Source organism: Pseudovibrio sp. WM33 (assembly GCF_001623165.1).
Taxonomy (GTDB): domain Bacteria; phylum Pseudomonadota; class Alphaproteobacteria; order Rhizobiales; family Stappiaceae; genus Pseudovibrio.
In genome coordinates, this window is the sequence record NZ_LMCK01000096.1 from 43,015 (window position 1) to 59,121 (window position 16,107).

General features: G+C 50.9%; 15 protein-coding genes and 1 pseudogene. 7 read left to right on the forward strand and 9 right to left on the reverse strand.

Annotation, left to right across the window (positions count from 1 at the left end; translation table 11 throughout):
- Window positions 1–51: 51 nt before the first annotated feature.
- The 3 genes from PsWM33_RS28080 to PsWM33_RS28090 are packed head-to-tail and all read left to right on the forward strand — an operon-like array spanning window position 52 to window position 1,198.
- Window positions 52–222, forward strand: coding sequence for a hypothetical protein (locus PsWM33_RS28080; RefSeq protein ID WP_244272484.1), 171 nt, complete (start codon window positions 52–54; stop codon window positions 220–222).
- A complete protein-coding gene (locus PsWM33_RS28085; protein ID WP_244276714.1) occupies window positions 179–601 on the forward strand; it encodes a carbon starvation CstA family protein in 423 nt (140 codons plus the stop codon). The genes PsWM33_RS28080 and PsWM33_RS28085 overlap by 44 nt, the downstream gene beginning before the upstream one ends.
- 51 nt (window positions 602–652) lie before the next feature.
- Window positions 653–1,198 (forward strand): carbon starvation CstA family protein, encoded by a 546-nt coding sequence (locus tag PsWM33_RS28090; RefSeq protein WP_208994631.1) that lies wholly within the window; start codon window positions 653–655, stop codon window positions 1,196–1,198.
- A 118-nt stretch (window positions 1,199–1,316) separates the two neighbouring features.
- Here PsWM33_RS28090 and PsWM33_RS18455 read toward each other — a convergent pair whose 3' ends face one another.
- Window positions 1,317–3,590, reverse strand: a complete 2,274-nt coding sequence (locus PsWM33_RS18455; protein ID WP_208994632.1) for a TonB-dependent receptor — start codon at window positions 3,588–3,590, stop codon at window positions 1,317–1,319.
- An 8-nt stretch (window positions 3,591–3,598) separates the two neighbouring features.
- Window positions 3,599–4,927, reverse strand: a complete 1,329-nt coding sequence (locus PsWM33_RS18460; RefSeq protein WP_063301192.1) for an MFS transporter — start codon at window positions 4,925–4,927, stop codon at window positions 3,599–3,601.
- A gap of 218 nt (window positions 4,928–5,145) precedes the next feature.
- Here PsWM33_RS18460 and PsWM33_RS18465 point away from each other — a divergent pair, with 218 nt between their 5' ends.
- Genes PsWM33_RS18465 through feoB form a run of 3 tightly spaced genes read left to right on the forward strand, consistent with a single transcriptional unit; the run spans window position 5,146 to window position 7,280 of the window.
- Complete coding sequence (locus PsWM33_RS18465) at window positions 5,146–5,475, forward strand: FeoA family protein (RefSeq protein WP_063301193.1); 330 nt, start codon at window positions 5,146–5,148, stop codon at window positions 5,473–5,475.
- Complete coding sequence (locus tag PsWM33_RS28690; protein ID WP_208994633.1) at window positions 5,459–5,650, forward strand: FeoB small GTPase domain-containing protein; 192 nt, start codon at window positions 5,459–5,461, stop codon at window positions 5,648–5,650. The genes PsWM33_RS18465 and PsWM33_RS28690 overlap by 17 nt, the downstream gene beginning before the upstream one ends.
- Window positions 5,637–7,280: a ferrous iron transport protein B gene (gene feoB / locus PsWM33_RS18470; RefSeq protein WP_208994634.1), complete on the forward strand. Its 1,644-nt coding sequence runs from the start codon at window positions 5,637–5,639 to the stop codon at window positions 7,278–7,280. The genes PsWM33_RS28690 and feoB overlap by 14 nt, the downstream gene beginning before the upstream one ends.
- A 6-nt stretch (window positions 7,281–7,286) precedes the next feature.
- Here feoB and PsWM33_RS18475 read toward each other — a convergent pair whose 3' ends face one another.
- From PsWM33_RS18475 to PsWM33_RS18500, 6 genes are all read right to left on the reverse strand, one after another.
- On the reverse strand, window positions 7,287–8,345 hold the full coding sequence (locus PsWM33_RS18475; RefSeq protein ID WP_063295269.1) for a siderophore-interacting protein: 1,059 nt from the start codon (window positions 8,343–8,345) through the stop codon (window positions 7,287–7,289).
- Window positions 8,346–8,383: 38 nt separating this feature from the next.
- Window positions 8,384–9,175: an ABC transporter ATP-binding protein gene (locus PsWM33_RS18480; protein WP_063301194.1), complete on the reverse strand. Its 792-nt coding sequence runs from the start codon at window positions 9,173–9,175 to the stop codon at window positions 8,384–8,386.
- On the reverse strand, window positions 9,175–10,215 hold the full coding sequence (locus PsWM33_RS18485) for a FecCD family ABC transporter permease (protein ID WP_063301195.1): 1,041 nt from the start codon (window positions 10,213–10,215) through the stop codon (window positions 9,175–9,177). Before PsWM33_RS18485 ends, PsWM33_RS18480 begins: the two co-directional genes overlap by 1 nt.
- The gene (locus tag PsWM33_RS18490; protein WP_063301196.1) at window positions 10,212–11,261 is read right to left on the reverse strand and encodes a FecCD family ABC transporter permease; all 1,050 of its coding nucleotides are present in this window, start codon (window positions 11,259–11,261) and stop codon (window positions 10,212–10,214) included. Before PsWM33_RS18490 ends, PsWM33_RS18485 begins: the two co-directional genes overlap by 4 nt.
- Entirely contained in the window at window positions 11,261–12,301 is a 1,041-nt protein-coding gene (locus PsWM33_RS18495) for an iron-siderophore ABC transporter substrate-binding protein (protein ID WP_063301197.1), read from the reverse strand. Before PsWM33_RS18495 ends, PsWM33_RS18490 begins: the two co-directional genes overlap by 1 nt.
- A gap of 69 nt (window positions 12,302–12,370) precedes the next feature.
- Window positions 12,371–14,656, reverse strand: coding sequence for a TonB-dependent siderophore receptor (locus tag PsWM33_RS18500; protein WP_063301198.1), 2,286 nt, complete (start codon window positions 14,654–14,656; stop codon window positions 12,371–12,373).
- Window positions 14,657–14,954: 298 nt separating this feature from the next.
- Between PsWM33_RS18500 and PsWM33_RS18505 the strand changes: the two genes are divergently transcribed.
- Window positions 14,955–15,593, forward strand: a complete 639-nt coding sequence (locus PsWM33_RS18505) for a TetR/AcrR family transcriptional regulator (RefSeq protein WP_063301199.1) — start codon at window positions 14,955–14,957, stop codon at window positions 15,591–15,593.
- Here the strand turns inward: PsWM33_RS18505 and PsWM33_RS18510 are convergent.
- Window positions 15,557–16,051 (reverse strand): annotated as a pseudogene (locus PsWM33_RS18510) (substrate binding domain-containing protein); the annotation flags it as partial. The gene PsWM33_RS18505 and the pseudogene PsWM33_RS18510 overlap by 37 nt on opposite strands.
- Window positions 16,052–16,107 lie beyond the last annotated feature (56 nt).

Below are 16,107 nucleotides of genomic sequence, written 5' to 3' on the forward strand. Positions count from 1 at the left end.
ATCGTTTGTGGCTGCATCTTTGCAGGCGCAGTGCATGATTACTTCTCCGGCATGTTGTCCGTTCGCAACAAAGGGCAATCCGTCCCGAACCTTGCTGGCAAGTACCTCGGCAGGGGCCGCAAAACACTTCATGAACATCTTTGCAATTGTATTGCTTCTGCTGGTGGGCGTGGTGTTTGTGTCTGCTCCAGCAAGCCTGCTCGGCCGCCTGACTGGTGTTGATGTAACCATCTTCCTGGTTTGCATCTTCGCATACTACCTGATCGCCACCATCGTTCCTGTCGACAAGATCATCGGGCGCTTCTACCCCTTCTTCGGCGCATTACTGGTGTTTATGTCTGTGGGCTTGACGGTCGCTTTGCTGCTGTCCAGCGAACACACCATGCTGCCAGGTGTTGAAGCTGGCGATTTCTTCCAGAACCTGAACCCGAATGACATGCCACTTTGGCCTGCTCTGTTCATCACCATCGCTTGTGGTGCGATCTCCGGCTTCCATGCCACTCAGTCTCCACTGATGGCGCGCTGCATGGAGAATGAACAAAATGGGCGCTTCGTCTTTTATGGTGCGATGATTGGTGAAGGCGTGATCGCGATTATCTAGTGTGCGATTGCTCTGTCCTTCTTCGGCGGCGTTGAAGGTCTTTCTGAAGGCATGGGCGGCAATCCTGCGAACCTTGTTTACGAAGCATCCAACGGTCTTCTGGGCGCGTTTGGTGGCTTCCTCGCAGTACTCGGTGTTATCGTCCTGCCGATCACCTCTGGTGACACCGCTTTCCGTTCAGCACGTCTGATCCTGGCTGAGTTCTTCAACATGCCACAGAACCAGATGCCAAAGCGTTTGTTGCTGGCAATCCCACTGTTCGTTGGCGGTGCACTCCTGACTCAGGTGGATTTCGGAGTGATCTGGCGTTACTTCGGCGTTGCCAATCAAGCAACTGCCGCACTGATGTTGTGGACTGCTGCTGCCTATCTGCTGCGTCATAACAAGCTGCATTGGATCTGCACCATTCCGGCAACCTTCATGACTACCGTTGTTGTGACCTTCCTGCTGAACTCCACCAAACTTGGATTCGGCCTGCCTATGACAGTCTCCACCATCGGCGGCATCCTCGCAGCCCTGCTGATTGCCTCAGCAGTCTGGATGAAGGTGAAAGGGAAAGTCGTCGACCACGAAGACGTGCTCGAACCCGGCGAGTAACCCTCCCTCTACTCGCTAAAGCAAAAACAGCGCAGAACCTCTAGTCCCTGCGCTGTTTTTTTGTGTTTATCAGATGGACCTGCCAGCAAGGCAAAGCCCTGTCTCACATTTGCATAACCTAGAACGTCTTGGTGTACTGCAAGAAGACGCGGCGGCCTTCGGCTAGGACGTTGCGGTTACGGCCGGAGCTTGCTGTTACATTGGTCTGCTTGGTATCAAACACATTTTCTACACCAAACTTCACAGTCCCAAAATCTGCAGCGTATTTGGCGCCTGCATTGACAGTGAATGTCTGCTTCAGCTTTAGATCTTCTGACTGCGGGTTCCCGTCATCAACATCTCGCCCGGAGCCGTAGATTGCTTCGCCATGAAGGCTCAAGCCATTCTCAAAGCGGTAGTCTGTATAAAGGGTCGCCTGGAATGGGGAACCAATGCGATTATTCGGCAACGCGTCGTCAAGGTCGCCATCCTCATCATAATCATAAACACCTTCTTTGTAGGCGAGAATAGTTCCAAGGCTCCAATTGGCGTCGATCACAGCTCTTGCATTTAACTCAGCGCCCCAGATGCGCTCTTTTCGCTGCGTTAAAGCACTCGCAGCTGGGTTAAAAGTTAATCCTTTGTCCGTTGTAGAAAGGAAGACAGAAGTTGCTACAGAATATTTACCATTATTGAAGCGTCCACCGATTTCATAATTGTTTACGATGGCTGCCTCAGGCTGTAAATCAGAGAAATTGAACTCAGTCTCCCATTCCACCCAAGTATTTGGATCTAATCGGTTAATACCCAGTGCTGGGTCAAGTGTAACAAGAGGATCTCTTATGTCTGCTAGTGGGGCTTTGAATTCATAATCAACTGCGCGGCGCGTGAAACCACCTATGTCAGGTACAGAATACCCTTGAGAGAAGCCTGCAAAAAGGTCTAACTCATCTGAGACGTGCATGACACCGCCTAAGTTAAAAACTGTAGCATCATAAACAGCATCTCCCCCTTTCACACTTGCTTCAGGGACATCTAAGATCGGAAAGCCTGGATATTTAATTTGACCTGAAGGACGGGTATAATCACCCACGCTCAAATCATAGCGTTGATAACGAAGGCCACCACGCAGTTCGAACATCTCTCCGAGAGGAACCTTGAGCTGTCCAAAGACTGCAAAAGAGTTTTGCTCCATTGGACCCATGATATCACGGCCATCAGGTAGCTTCTGGGTTACATCTTCGTAGGTAAAGTCGCCCCCGTAGCTGAACTCCAACCCTTCGTAGAGATTGCTGAGATCGCGATCAAATGTTGTGCGAACTCCAACCTGCTTCATGAATACTGAGTTTTGAGAACGGTCCGGATCTGGAGAATAAGTGAACGGATTAGCGTCACTTAATGGAACCAAAGCCGAACGTCTTTCAGTATCGTTGTAAAAAAGTTCTACATTGGCATCACCGAAAAGCCCCAGATCGTAGACATTTAATGTCGCGGTCAGGTTCTTGGCGTCTTCCATCGGGCTCAGCCCTTTATAGAGATCGCTGGTGTTTTGAGAAACCGGGTCCGATGTGAAATCGGAATAGAACTCGATATCTTGCTCCATTTTGAGCAGGTTGGCGTAAATCGAGACATCAAATCGCTCAGCTTCAAAACCAACACGACCAGAGATATTGTATTGCTCGATACCAGAGCCACCACCCTGCCCAGTTGCCGGATCTTCTGGTACGCGCGTGCCGTTTCCGGCAAACAAATCACCCGTGTTCTTGAACTGACCATTCAGTTGAATGCTCTTGCCATCTTTCCGGTATCCAGCCTCAACACTCGTGAGCACATGCGCACTATCTTTAACATTCCGCTCACTTGCAGAGATGGTCGTAGAGAAAGACCCACTGAAGCCCTCTTTATCCGCACTCTTGGTGATGACATTGATGATACCGCCTGTACCGCCGTCACCATACACAGCGCTTGCGCCATTGATAATCTCAATGCGCTCAATGCTGTCTGCATCAATGAGGCTGAGCACACGATTTACTTTACGCAGAGAAGATGTACGTGGACTACCATTGACCAAAACTTGTAGTGAGCGCCCGCGGAAAGTTTCCCCTAATCCACTGAGTGTATCATTGCTGAGATTCAACCCCGGCACATAACGTCCTAAAGCTGTCGTGATATCTCCGTTCGCAGCGACCGCTTGTTGCAGTTCTTCGCCGGAGATCACTTGCACCGTGCCCGGGATCGAGGAGATGGATTCCTCGGTGCGGCTGGCGGTTACGACGACGGTTAGGTCGGTGTCGTCTTCGATGGCATCCTGTGCAGTTGCGATGGATGCTGTTTGAAACATTGCGAAAGGCGCGACGGTGCACAGTAGCACTCGCGCGAAGGAACCTTTGTTCCCCATAGCGACGCGTTTCATATTGCCCCCTAAGTTTTTATCGGTGATGTTGTTGAAAAATCTGCATCTTCGGCAGTTTGTTGCCCCTTGCCGATGGATGCTTTTTTGAAGAAGTGCATGCTTGCCAAAATACCTGCGACTGAGCAGATCGTCGCGAGCGAGAAGAGGATGCCGTAGCCGGAATGCTGCGCGATAAAGCCAGCAACTACGCTACCCAGCATGTAGACGAAAAGATTTGCGCAGCTGAGAATGGTGAAGTCGGTACCAGCTTGCTTGAGCGAACTGACGCGCATGAATGCGCTGTAAAGACCGACGATTTCCATGTAGCGGATGAAGGTGTTGGCGGCAGAAAGGCCAACGAGCACTGCGACTCCGCGATAGTCCAGCAACGCCACAGATGCGTAGCCGAGGAAACACAAAGTCCTCAAAGTGCCAATAAACCAGAGGAACTGCATCAGACCGGCTCGTTTGATCAGCACCACAGCAATCGCTGAACCGCCCAAGCCAACGCAAGCGGCTGCACCTCCGCTAACCATTCCGATCTGTGAAAGAGAAAAGCCGAAGTCCACCAGAAATGCTTGCTCAACGCCTTTGACGAGCCCCTCAGGCAGGCGGAACAGCAGTGCAAAGAACAGCAGCATCAAAGTGTTGTTGCGCTTTACAAATCCGATGATCGATGGCCGTGGTTTGCTTTCTCCATCGACACCTTTGTCTTTCCGAGGGTTTTCCTTAAAGAAGAGCAATGGCAGCAAAGTGAGAAATGACAGGCCCGCAGCGGTTTTAAGGGCAAAGCTCCACCCCCACAGATCATGCAGGAACAGGGATAAAGAACCACCGATCAGCACTCCTGCTGCAACACTGCCTCCCTGGACTGCGTTGCCAAGGGGCTGGTCTTTCGGTGCGAGGTGTTCAACGGCAAAGCCATCTGTCGCAATGTCCTGTGTAGAGGAGGACAGCGCCAGAACCATCAGTAATGGAAACAGGATGTGCAGTTGCTCCGCGACATTGAGTGTCGAGAGGTAAGTGATGATGCCCACTGAGATAAGCTGCATCGGGATGATCCAGCTTCGGCGCCTTCCCAAGGCAGGTATAGAATAGCGGTCAACAATTGGCGCCCAGAGGAATTTGACGACCCAAGGCAGCATCAAAAGTGCCATAGAGCCAATGCTGACAAGACTGATACCTTGTGCGCGGAAGATCGCCGGCATGGCCGCAGCGACAAGATAAACCGGAATAGCCTGAGCCACATAAAGCCCTGCCAGCACGATAATGACTGAACGGGCGGTACGATCACCTTGCTCGTTGTGTGAAGTTGCGCGCGCCTGCCCTGCAATATGGGCACTGCTGTCGTTAGCCATTTTCTACCTAGCACTCAACGGCCTGGCTCGAACGAGTCGTTCTGGCTAACCAACTAATGATTTTTAACTAGAGAATTACACTCATATTTTCAATCATTACTTGCAAGTTATTCGCAATTAGAATTTAGGGGAAAATACAATAATTTCTGCTTTAGCTAAGTTTTCAAGCCAGCAGCAACACGCTTCTAACCAGTTTGCTGAGAGGAGCTTGTGTATTTATGAGTTTAAACCTCAACTTCACCCCAACGCTCCAAGAACAGATTATGAGCAATGCACCGAAAACCCGCAGTCTCGATCACCTTCTCAAAGGCGAAAGAGCCATTGTGCGACAGATCGAGAGCGAGGAAACATCTGATGGACGCGCTCTTGTCGTTCGCTTGAACGCACTGGGGATCAACATTGGGAAGGAAGTCAGCGTTATGCGGCTGGCTTGGTTGGGTGGCCCCATGTTGCTTCGTGTCAATCAGGTAACACAGGTTGCGATCCGACGTTCTGAAGCACGTTGCGTTGTTGTGGAGGAGATCAAAGGCGATGAACCCTCGGCCTGAGGCAGGTGCCCAGAGTACCCCACGTATTGCACTTATCGGTCAGCCAAACACTGGCAAATCCATGCTGTTTAATCGCATCACCAATGCCCGTGCCTCCGTTGACAACTGGCCGGGGATCACCGTTAATGTGATGCGCGCGCGTGCCTTTAGCAGGGCGAAACGTGGAATATGTTGACCTGCCGGGTATTTATAATCTGGAAGGCGGATCTGAAGACGAAGCCGTCGTGAACCGGTTTTTGACAAAGTTTCCGATTGATCTGGTTATCATCGTTATCAATGCAGCGCAGATTGAACGACAGATCCTGATGCCTTTGCAGGTGAAGGCGCTGGGACTGCCTGCTGTTGTCATGCTCAACATGTGCGATGAAGCTCATAAGCTCGGCATCACGTTTGATCTTGAGCAGTTGCAGAATTCTCTCAAGATGCCAGTGGCTTTGATTAGCGCCAAATACGGCACTGGCTTTGACGATACCATGAAACAAGTCTCGAACAGTTTAAGCTCTGACTTTGCCAGCAAGCCGGTTCTGGCGGACTATGACTCACTGTTCAAAACGCTAATGACTGAGGAAACGCTCGATGATGCTTTGAAAGGTTGCGTGACTCTTCCCAAAATCTGGCCGAAAACACTGACGGAAAAGCTGGATCAGCTGTTTTTACATCCGCTGCTCGGCTTGCCCATGTTCTTCCTCAGCATGCTGGTTATCTTCTCCGTGATCTGGGAGATTGGCCTTCCCTCTCAGGATCTTGTGAGCCGAGGTGCTGACTGGGTACAAACGATATTACTGGAGCCGGGTTTGGCCTGGGCACCTGTCTGGCTCAATAGCTTCCTGATCAAAGGCATATGGCTTGGTCTGTCGACGGTCGCATCATTTGTGCCGCTTCTTGTGCTCTTCTTCTTTTGCATGGCCGCAGTTGAAGATAGCGGGTATCTGGCACGTGCTGCTTTTTTAATGGATGCACTCATGCGCCGCGTCGGGCTGGATGGGCGTGCTTTTGTGATGCAAATGATGAGGTTTGGCTGCAATGTGCCCGCCTTGATGGGAACACGTGTCATGCGCACACGCTCCTTGCGCCTGCTCGCCATGCTGGTTATTCCATTTTCGCTCTGCTCTGCGCGCCTAGCTGTGTTCGTTTTTATTATCAGTGCCACCTTTCCCAGTTCCAAAGGTGCACTAGTGTTGTTCTCCTTTTACGTGATCAGCTTCCTCGCTGCTTTTTCAACGGCTGCCATTTTCAGCTTTTCCAAGCAGTTCAAGAGCCAGGAACCCTTCTTGTTGGAGATACCCCCTTATCGGATTCCGACAGTCAAACAGGTTTTACTCAGAGGTTGGGGTGAGGTACGTGAGTTCATCAGAAGAGCTTCACGGTTTATTATCATCGGCTGCATTCTGGTTTGGTTGTTGACAAACCTGCCAGTTGGCGCGGAAGGATTGAGCACCTATGGTGGCCAGCTAGGTGTCTTACTTCAGCCGATCATGGAGCCAATCGGCATCAATCCATATCTCACTCTGGCACTGATCTTCGGTTTCATCGCCAAAGAGATCGTCATCGGATCTTTGTCTACAATCTACGCATTATCTGCCAGCGGTGTTTCTCAAGCCATTTCGATGAGTGTAACACCGCTGGAAGCCTATAGTTTCTGCTTGTTCTGCCTGCTTTACACGCCTTGTCTAACGACCATTGCGACAGTGCATTCAGAAGGAAAGTCTTGGCAGTTCACCAGTTTCTCGCTGATCTTGTCTCTAAGCTATGCCTGGCTGGTGTCATTCCTGTTTTACCAAGGCGCAAAGCTCTTTGGGTTTTAGGAGAGCTTATTCCTCCTCCCAAAACCCCGCGATGTAGCAGTTGTCGGCTTTGAAACCAACTTCATTACGGAAATACTTGCGCGCTTTCTTGGCAGTTTTCTTTTCCGCAGCAAACCAGAGGAATGCCTCCTGAACCTCAGGGATTTCTATTTGTTTTGCAGCTTCAAATAATCCGTCATGACCATGAGTATCCCGATAAATCCATTCAAGGCTCATTGTCTCAGGTAACGGGATCGGTGCTTCCATGCCTTTTTTTGAAACACTAATGATCACTGCACCTTTCGTACCTGCAGGAGAACTTTCGAGAATGCGTGAGATAGCTGGAATGGCTGTTTCATCTCCGGCAAGCAACAGATACTTGGCCTCCGGAATCCACCCGCCACCAGGGCCAAGTAGACCAACCTTGTCCCCTTCGTTAACGCGAGCTGCCCACTCCGCTGTCGGCCCGCCTTCATGCAGGAAAACATCAAAGTCGATAGTCTGTGCTGACTTATCGAACTGGCGAACAGTGTAGACAGGGCGCATCAATTCATAATCACCCTCAGGCCAGACCGTGTGGCCTTTGTCATCCCAATAGGGCCATCTGGCTTCAAAACCCAGGTTTTTTGAGAACAACAGACGAAAATGCAAGCCACCTTCAAAGAAGCGCTGAATGCCCTCTGCTGAGACCGTTACCCGGATAAAATTGGAGCTGAAAGCAGCTGTTTTAACGACCTGAACTTCAAGAAAATTGGGAGGGTGAACACCCGCTGTGAAGTCCCCAGCCCAGATCATTTGAGGTGGAATGTTTATGTCAATGTGGCCAATAAGATGCTCGACACTCTCTTTGACAAGATGCAGTGCCTCTTGAGATGGTGCTGAGATCACCAGCTTTGCCTCTGCATCCGCCTTCAGAAACTCAACCATTCCGACTGGAGAATTCACGCGGTAGTGGGTACTGGTAATTTCTTCCAGCGTCAGATTATGGAGTTTTGCTTCGGCAGCAAAAAGCACAATGGCTTTGGCAAACTCGATACCGGGAATGAGGCTTTCGATCTTATGAAGTTCTGTTGCAGTGGTTGTCATCAAAGTGCTCGTCTTGTTTTATCAAAATATTGTTGGCATCAAGCTGGAACAATCAGCGGGGTTCCCTTCACCGGATCAGACATCACATAGCACTCCAGACCAAAGGTTGATTTCATGATGTCTTGTGTAATGACCTTGTCAGCACTGCCCTGCGCTTCGATTTGCCCGTTCTTCATCACCACAAGATGATGAGCATAGCGTGCTGCGAGGTTGATATCGTGCAACACAGCGACGATCGTCATTTGCTGTTCTTCATTGCATCGCTTCAACAACTCAAGCAGTTCTATCTGGTGTGCAAGGTCAAGAAAAGTCGTTGGTTCATCCAGCAACAACAGATCAGTCTCCTGTGCCAGTGCCATTGCAATCCAGACACGTTGCCGCTGACCGCCAGACAGCGAACTGAAAGCTTTGTCACGCAGCTCAGTAATTTTTGTCATGTCCATCGCATTTTGAATGGCCACTTCATCCTGCCGCGACCATTGCCGCCAGACGGACTGGTGAGGCGTACGACCGCGGCTTACAAGATCACCAACCGTGATGCCTTCGGGTGCAATAGGCATCTGGGGCAAAATACCGAGGCGCTTGGCAACCCCGCGTGTGGGCTGTTTGTGGATGGATTTACCATCCAGCAACACAGTACCCGCACTCGGCTTTTCCAATCGAGCCAATGACCGCAGGAGTGTCGATTTTCCGCAGGCATTCGGGCCAATCACAACCGAAATCTGCCCTTTCGGGACTGCCAGATTAAAGTCCTTAAGGACAACATGCGATCCAAACGAGAGCCCTAGATCCTTGGCTTCCAGCGGCGTATTTTCTTGAGGCTCAAGCATTAGATGAGGTTCCGTTTTGCCTGCCGGGCAAGCAACCAAATAAGATAGGGAGCACCGATAAGAGCTGTAAAAACACCCGTCGGCATTTGAAAAGCTGCAACCAATGTGCGTGCAGCGGTGTCAGATAACAACGTGACGAGAATACCAATCCCAGCAGCAAGGATAAGCGCTGACGATGGAGTTCTGGAAAGCTGGCGAGCTATGGGGCCAGAGACAAAGGCCACAAAAGGGATTGGGCCAGCAACCGCAACAGCTGTTGCTGTCATCACCACTGCAACTGCAACCAGAAGCAACCGCAGGCCATTCACTTTAAGGCCAAGACCCGTTGCCAGATCCTCATCGAAGGCAAGCCTGTCCAAAAAGTACTGCAGCACAACACCCAGTGCGCCCAGAACAACAAATGCGATGGCAACCGGTGCTATGTCTTCGCGTTGCACCTGCCCAAGACTACCGACGAGCCATTTTGCCATGTCAGAAGCGCGCTGAATATCAAGCTGAGACATGAGAAAATCAGCACAGGCCAGCAGAGTGAACCCAATACCAATGCCAACCATGATCAACCGGAACAGATCCAGCCCGCGGTGCCAGGACAGTGCGACCACAAGAAGCGCCGTCAGCACTCCACCAGCCACTGCCCCCCAAAACACGTAGACCGCAGATCCAAACAGGAAGATCGTCAACAATGCACCAAACGCAGCGCCTGCATTGAACCCAAGCACATCTGGCGACGCCAGCGGATTACGCATAAGTGCCTGAAAGATTGCGCCGGACATGCCCATAAGACCGCCCACAAACACTCCGACGAGAATACGCGGCATCCGCACATCCAGAAGGATGAGTTGGTCCACACCGCCTTCCCCGCTGAAGAACAGCGGAACGATACGGTCTGCTGAGATTGGATAAGCTCCAAGCCAATGCGCAGCAAACAGTGCAATTAAGCTGAGTACCAGCAAGACTGCACCCACCACAGCACTGCGCTTACGCATGAGCAATGCACCGCCGGGTAACGGCACGACGAGATGATGACCGAGTAACTTCATGGAGACATCATCCTTGTTTTTCTGAGGAGATAGACGAAGAACGGACCACCTACTAATGCCACTGTGACGCCAATTTGCAGCTCACGACCTTCAAGCACTATTCGGCCAAGAATGTCTCCGGACAGCACAAACAACGCGCCCAGCAGAGCTGAGAACAGCAACAACCAAGCGCTGTCCGCTCCACTGAAGCGTCGTGCCACATGCGGCACAACAAGTCCCACAAATGCAACAGGTCCTGCCAAAGCGACAGAACCGCCTGAGAGACAGACCACAGCAAACAAACTCAACGCCTTCACAAGACCCATCTTAGTGCCAAGTGACTTCGCTAAATCCTCACCAAGCGAAAGTGCATTCAGCCAGCGCCCGAGGAGAACGCAGGCAAGAAAGCCAGCTGCAAAGAACGGCCAAAGTTGGAACAAGATCTCCGGCTTGACGCCTTGCAATGAGCCAACCACCCAGAAGCGATAGGTTTCCAACGTTTGCTGACTGACCAGCAGTACACCACGCACCAATGCCAAAAGGAATGAGCTGACAGCCGCACCCGCCAAAGCCATGCGCAAGGGGCTGGCTCCGCCCTGCCCCAGATTAGCAAGCCCATACACCGCAATGCTCACCACAAACGCACCCGCCATTGCTGGCCAGATGAACATCCCGGCAGCAGAAATGCCTGCTCCCCAAATGGAGAGCACAACGGCCATAGAGGCACCGGCATTCACTCCAAACAATCCCGGATCAGCCAACGGATTGCGGGTTACGATCTGCATGATCGCACCAGCCATTGCCAGAGATGCACCGATCAAAAGCGCACCAATAAGCCGTGGCACACGCATTTCCAAAATCACAATATGATCCGGATTACTCAGATCAGTTGCCAGCAAAGCATCACTGATTGCCGAGAGTGGAACTGCCCGCACACCTGCACCAAGCGACACCACAGACAAAGCAATCAAAATGGCTACAAACGCAAGTGACCAGCCACCTCGAGACTGACCGGAGTGAGCAAGACTATCACCAGTCCCAACTCGTTGAGCGGTTTCAGCAAACATCACTGCCCCTCCATTTGCTGTGCACGGGTGATGCCTGCCTCAACTGAAGTCGCAACAGGTGTTGCCGGGTCACCATCAATCGCTGCTGCGATCAGCGGTTCCAGCTGATCTAAAGCAAAGCTCAGGCTGAGTGGTGAGGAATGTGAGAGGGCAGCTGCGATCATAGGCGTTGCCACCACCTCACGGCCTTCATTGTAGACGCGCATTGTTGGTCGGAGCCGCAAAGTGTTGATTTGGGAGGCACCTGAGCCAAAGTCGAGCCAGATCAGCACATCCGTATCAATCGGATCCAAGTCCTCTGGCGAGACACGCACATAAAAAAGATCGCTGCGAACAAGCGCTTCCACTTTTTGAGAGACAATAAACCCAAGATCGCTCAGGAAACGCCCACGCAAATCTGACGAAGGATAGGCCCCGATATCTCCCGGCCACACAACCACGGCAGATTTGCCGAGCCATGTCGAATTGCGTGCCTTAATAGCAGAAAAGCGAGCTTCCAGATCCTGCACTACTTGCTCACCTTTTGCAGTACGCCCAACAGCCTTCGCTATTGTGCGTGTCATCTGCTGCCACGGCGTTCCGTAATCCCCGAAGCGCTCTTCAGGCACGAGAACGGGCGCAATCTGCGAGAGTATCTTGTACTGAGAACGGGTCATTCCAGACCACAAACCCAAGATCAGATCAGGTTTCAGAGCAGCGATCTGCTCCACATTGATCTCACCCCACATGACTGTCGGCTTAGCATCCTCCAGAGCGGGCTGCGCCCAAGGCCAAACACCGCTCGGATAATTGCCATACCAACGCCGAAGCGCTACCGGCTTCACTCCCAACGCCAGAAGGAAGTCATGCCCAATGAAACTGACAGAAACGATCCGCTTGGGCTCTGCAGTGACCGTCGTTGTCCCGTACTGATGCTCAAACACCATTGGAAATTCAGCTGCTGTCGTCTGCTGAGGGCCCAGCAAAGTCACAGCAAGGAGCTGCACAGTGCAGTACAACAGCAGCTTCATTTTTTTGATGCATGCGTGGATGGTTTGCATGTCACTCTCACAAAACCAGCCACGGACTGAAAAGCCCGTGGCATCACCGTATTTACTGATTGAGAAGCTCTAGAAAGTACTGGTCAACTGCAACCGTAACTCACGTCCCTTGCCATATGTGCAGTTGTGGGAGTCCATATTCAGACTTGCAGGCACAAGCGATGCAAGTGTCGCTTTACCGCAATGACTAATATATGACTTATCTGCAAGATTCCGGCCTGTGAAAGAGAGTTTGAAGTTTTGGTATTCATAACTCACGGCCGCATCCAGAAGTGTCACCGGATCAAGCTTAATCGCGTTCTCATTGTCACCATATCGGTCTCCCAGATATCGCGCTCCAGCGGCAACACTCAAACCATCTAACCAGGTATTTTCCGCAAAGTCGTATTTGAGCCAGAGGGAGCCTGCATGCTCTGGAATGCGCTCAAGTTGATTTCCTAAAAGAGACGAAGTTGTATCTTTTGTGACTTCAGTATCCAGGTAGGTGTAGCTGCCGAGCGCAGACAAACCACTGTATAGCTCAATCGCACCTTCAAACTCCAAGCCACGCACCCTGACCTCTCCGGCCTGGATCGACGCTGGCACAGGTCCTGCGTGGTTCGGGTCATTTGTCAGAACATTATCTTTTGTAATTTGAAAACCGGCTACGCTGAAGAAACCATCAAAACTCGTAGGTGCATACTTGATGCCGACTTCAAACTGCTTTGCATAAGTCGGTTTGAAGGCTCGACCCTCCTTGGTCGTTCCAGCAGGAGGAGCATCAAAGGATGTCCCATAGCTCGCGAAGGGGGTGATGCCGTAATCACTCACATATGAGAGACCAATACGTCCGGTAAGCGCACGGTCAAATGTTTGCTCATCCGCCACTACGGCAAATGGCTCAGGTCTTTGCCCCTTGGTGTCTCGCTCTAGCCAATCATGACGAACATTTAAATCAAGCCGGAACTTATCAAGTATCTTGGAATTTGCTGCAGCATACAATCCGGTTTGCGTAACTGATTGATCTGAGAACCCTGTATAGTCGCTCAACAAAGCCGCGTTAATTCCTGGCAGGCTAGGTAGGAGATTTGTAATTTGGCCCGTAAAGAGGTTCTTTTCTCCGGCATACCCGCTTCCTAAATCAGCTTCGGAATAGCCTTTATAGTAATCCAGACCCGCAATAAATTGCGTCTCAACAGCCCCAAATGTGGCATCAAACTTGAGTGCGGTATCAATGGATCCCTGATAGCCAGTTTCTTCGACTTCGTTTTTGACAAGAACAACGGTATCAACACCCGAAGCCTTCGGAACCCCACTTGCTAAAAGCGTGTCAAAGTCTATTGCGCCCCCATTGTAGGCACCATCATAGGTAATATTATTATAAGCCAAGCGTGCACGCTGATAGAACTCAAGGCCATTGTCGAACTGGTGATCAAGCTCATAACCAACATAGTGCTGGTCACGGTTCAGCCCTTTGCGATCCGGATCACCGGCAAATGTGTCGTAGTCAAAACTACCCTGACTATTTGGCAGCAGAGTCCCATGTTGCGGCAGTATCTGCCAGCTCTCACCCTGAAAATCTTTCTGGTATTGAGCAAGCAATGTAAGCTTGGTTTGATCGCCAAGCTTCGCAGTTATAGATGGAGCAAAATAGAACCGGTCATCATTCACATGATCTACTTGGGTATCTGACAAACGGCCAACTCCAACCAACCGATAGCTGATTGGAGAACCTTCTGAGAGGGAACCTGTTACGTCTGCAGCAAGTTGTTTACGGTTGTTGTTTCCATAGGTTGCTTGCAAAATCGCAGAAAAATCTTCTTGCGGGCGCTTGGTGACAGTGTTGACCAGGCCGCCTGGCTGGTTCGCACCAAACAAATCGGAGGACGGGCCACGCAACACTTCAACGCGCTCGACACCAAATGGCTCAATGTTCCAGCCACCCCAGGCAAAAATTCGCAACGGCAACCCATCGCGGTAGTTAAGCCCACCAACAGCGCTTTCAAAACCACGAATTGCATAGTTATCGTAACGAAGATCAAATCCGTAGATCGCAGGCACAACACCAGCGCTGTAGGAAATCGCATCTACAATAGATTCGGCGCCCTGATCTTCCATCTGCTGAGAGGAAACCACCGAAACAGAACGTGGTGTTTCCTCGATCGGCAAACCAATACGGCCAGCACTCGCTGTCTCAGTTGGGACATAACCTAGGGTCGGCGCCAACGCGTCTTCGGCAACGGAAGAGCCGTATACAACAACTTCATCCAGATCTTGATTGGGAGGACCCGCCTCTTGCGCATTCACGATTCCAGCAAACAGCAGCAAGCTAATGGAGGAGCCAGACAGAAGCGCAGACTTGTAGTGGATGCCCATGTTTCAAACACCTATCCCACTGATAATCGCTCCAAAGGTGTCTGGCTTCTGGCTTGACGCTAATTTTGGATGGAGCGCAATCATTTGATTTTTCAAAATTTTTTGAAATTGCGACAGCTTCAGGCCTAACGATCAAAAAGTTGAGCAATAACTCGATTTTCAATCTAGTAGATAACATGACTTTATAAGTCAAGATATTCAGTTGGTATATCTGCTAATTCTTTTTTAAAGGGCTTGCCTCTGGAAATCTTGTTGGGCAGAACACAGGGAAGCGAGATTTACAAAGGACAGCCAGACCATGCCATCCATGAACGCGCAATCACTCGCTTTGAGAAAGAAAGCCAAACAACAACGCTCACGAGAAAAAATCGAACTTATCCTGCAGACAACGCTGGATATGCTGAGCGAAGGTCAGGTTGATAAGATCAACACCAATGAGATTGCCCGCCGTGCTGGCGTCAGTGTGGGGTCGCTCTACAACTTCTTTCCCAACAAACAATCCATTCTTTATGAGCTGTTTCGCCGTTGGCTGGAAAACGCTTTGACCGGACTGGATGACCTGGATGCACGCTATGATGGCAGTGAGCCAATCCGGGACTATATCGATGATATGTTCGAGCAAATGGCAATCAATGCACAAGCGAACACTGCAGGCCATTGGCAGCTTCGCCGCTCCATGAACTCCTCTAAAGAATTGTCAGAGCTTGAAGAAGCGCACATGGACCAAATTCTGGCACGCTTCATCCGTATCCAGGAGAAGTTTGGCCGCCAACTCCCAAACAACCCGCACCGCCTCGCCTATCTCCAAAACCTCATCAGTGTCTCCTGCCTCAACATCGTCGCCCTCACAGCAGACGAACAAGAACGCAAAACCGTAATGCACTGGTGCAAAAAACTACTCTATCTGGTGTTTGATGTTGAGAGGCTGGAAGGGTAGAGCTCCTTATCCCAATAAGGTTCATCGCCTCCGATCTCTTTGGAGATGAAGTCGATGAAACTACGGGTTTTGGTGGGGAGGTATTGGCGGGCGGGGTAGACGGCGTACATGTTTTGGGTTGGTAAGGTGTATTCTGGCAAGACTTGGCGTAACTCTCCTGATCTTAAGTAGTCACCTGCAGCGAAGGTGGTCAGTCGACCGATCCCGCAACCTCCCAAAACTGCGATTGTGAGAGCATCGCCATTGTTGACCTGAAAATTACCGGAGGCTTCAATTTTGACTTGTCCATCAGGACCTTCCAGCGTCCATTCTTGCTGATCACTAAAATATGCGTAATGCAGGCAGTTATGGTGGTGCAGATCTTCTGGGATTACCGGCACTCCGAACTCTTCCAGATAGCTTGCAGAGGCTGCCAAAATGTTGCGGCACGGCGCTATCTTTCGAGCGATTAAGGACGAGTCCTGAAGGCGCCCTCAGAGGTGGTTCCGTTTATTTGGACAGGTGAGCGTGTTTT

Bases quoted from the DNA above. Each gene is read 5' to 3' on its own strand.
- PsWM33_RS28080 (WP_244272484.1), top strand. From the start codon at position 52: ATGTTGTCCGTTCGCAACAAAGGGCAATCCGTCCCGAACCTTGCTGGC.
- PsWM33_RS28090 (WP_208994631.1), top strand. From the start codon at position 653: ATGGGCGGCAATCCTGCGAACCTTGTTTACGAAGCATCCAACGGTCTT.
- PsWM33_RS18455 (WP_208994632.1), bottom strand. From the start codon at position 3,590: ATGAAACGCGTCGCTATGGGGAACAAAGGTTCCTTCGCGCGAGTGCTA.
- PsWM33_RS18460 (WP_063301192.1), bottom strand. From the start codon at position 4,927: ATGGCTAACGACAGCAGTGCCCATATTGCAGGGCAGGCGCGCGCAACT.
- PsWM33_RS18465 (WP_063301193.1), top strand. From the start codon at position 5,146: ATGAGTTTAAACCTCAACTTCACCCCAACGCTCCAAGAACAGATTATG.
- PsWM33_RS28690 (WP_208994633.1), top strand. From the start codon at position 5,459: ATGAACCCTCGGCCTGAGGCAGGTGCCCAGAGTACCCCACGTATTGCA.
- PsWM33_RS18475 (WP_063295269.1), bottom strand. From the start codon at position 8,345: ATGACAACCACTGCAACAGAACTTCATAAGATCGAAAGCCTCATTCCC.
- PsWM33_RS18480 (WP_063301194.1), bottom strand. From the start codon at position 9,175: ATGCTTGAGCCTCAAGAAAATACGCCGCTGGAAGCCAAGGATCTAGGG.
- PsWM33_RS18485 (WP_063301195.1), bottom strand. From the start codon at position 10,215: ATGAAGTTACTCGGTCATCATCTCGTCGTGCCGTTACCCGGCGGTGCA.
- PsWM33_RS18490 (WP_063301196.1), bottom strand. From the start codon at position 11,261: ATGTTTGCTGAAACCGCTCAACGAGTTGGGACTGGTGATAGTCTTGCT.
- PsWM33_RS18495 (WP_063301197.1), bottom strand. From the start codon at position 12,301: ATGCAAACCATCCACGCATGCATCAAAAAAATGAAGCTGCTGTTGTAC.
- PsWM33_RS18500 (WP_063301198.1), bottom strand. From the start codon at position 14,656: ATGGGCATCCACTACAAGTCTGCGCTTCTGTCTGGCTCCTCCATTAGC.
- PsWM33_RS18505 (WP_063301199.1), top strand. From the start codon at position 14,955: ATGCCATCCATGAACGCGCAATCACTCGCTTTGAGAAAGAAAGCCAAA.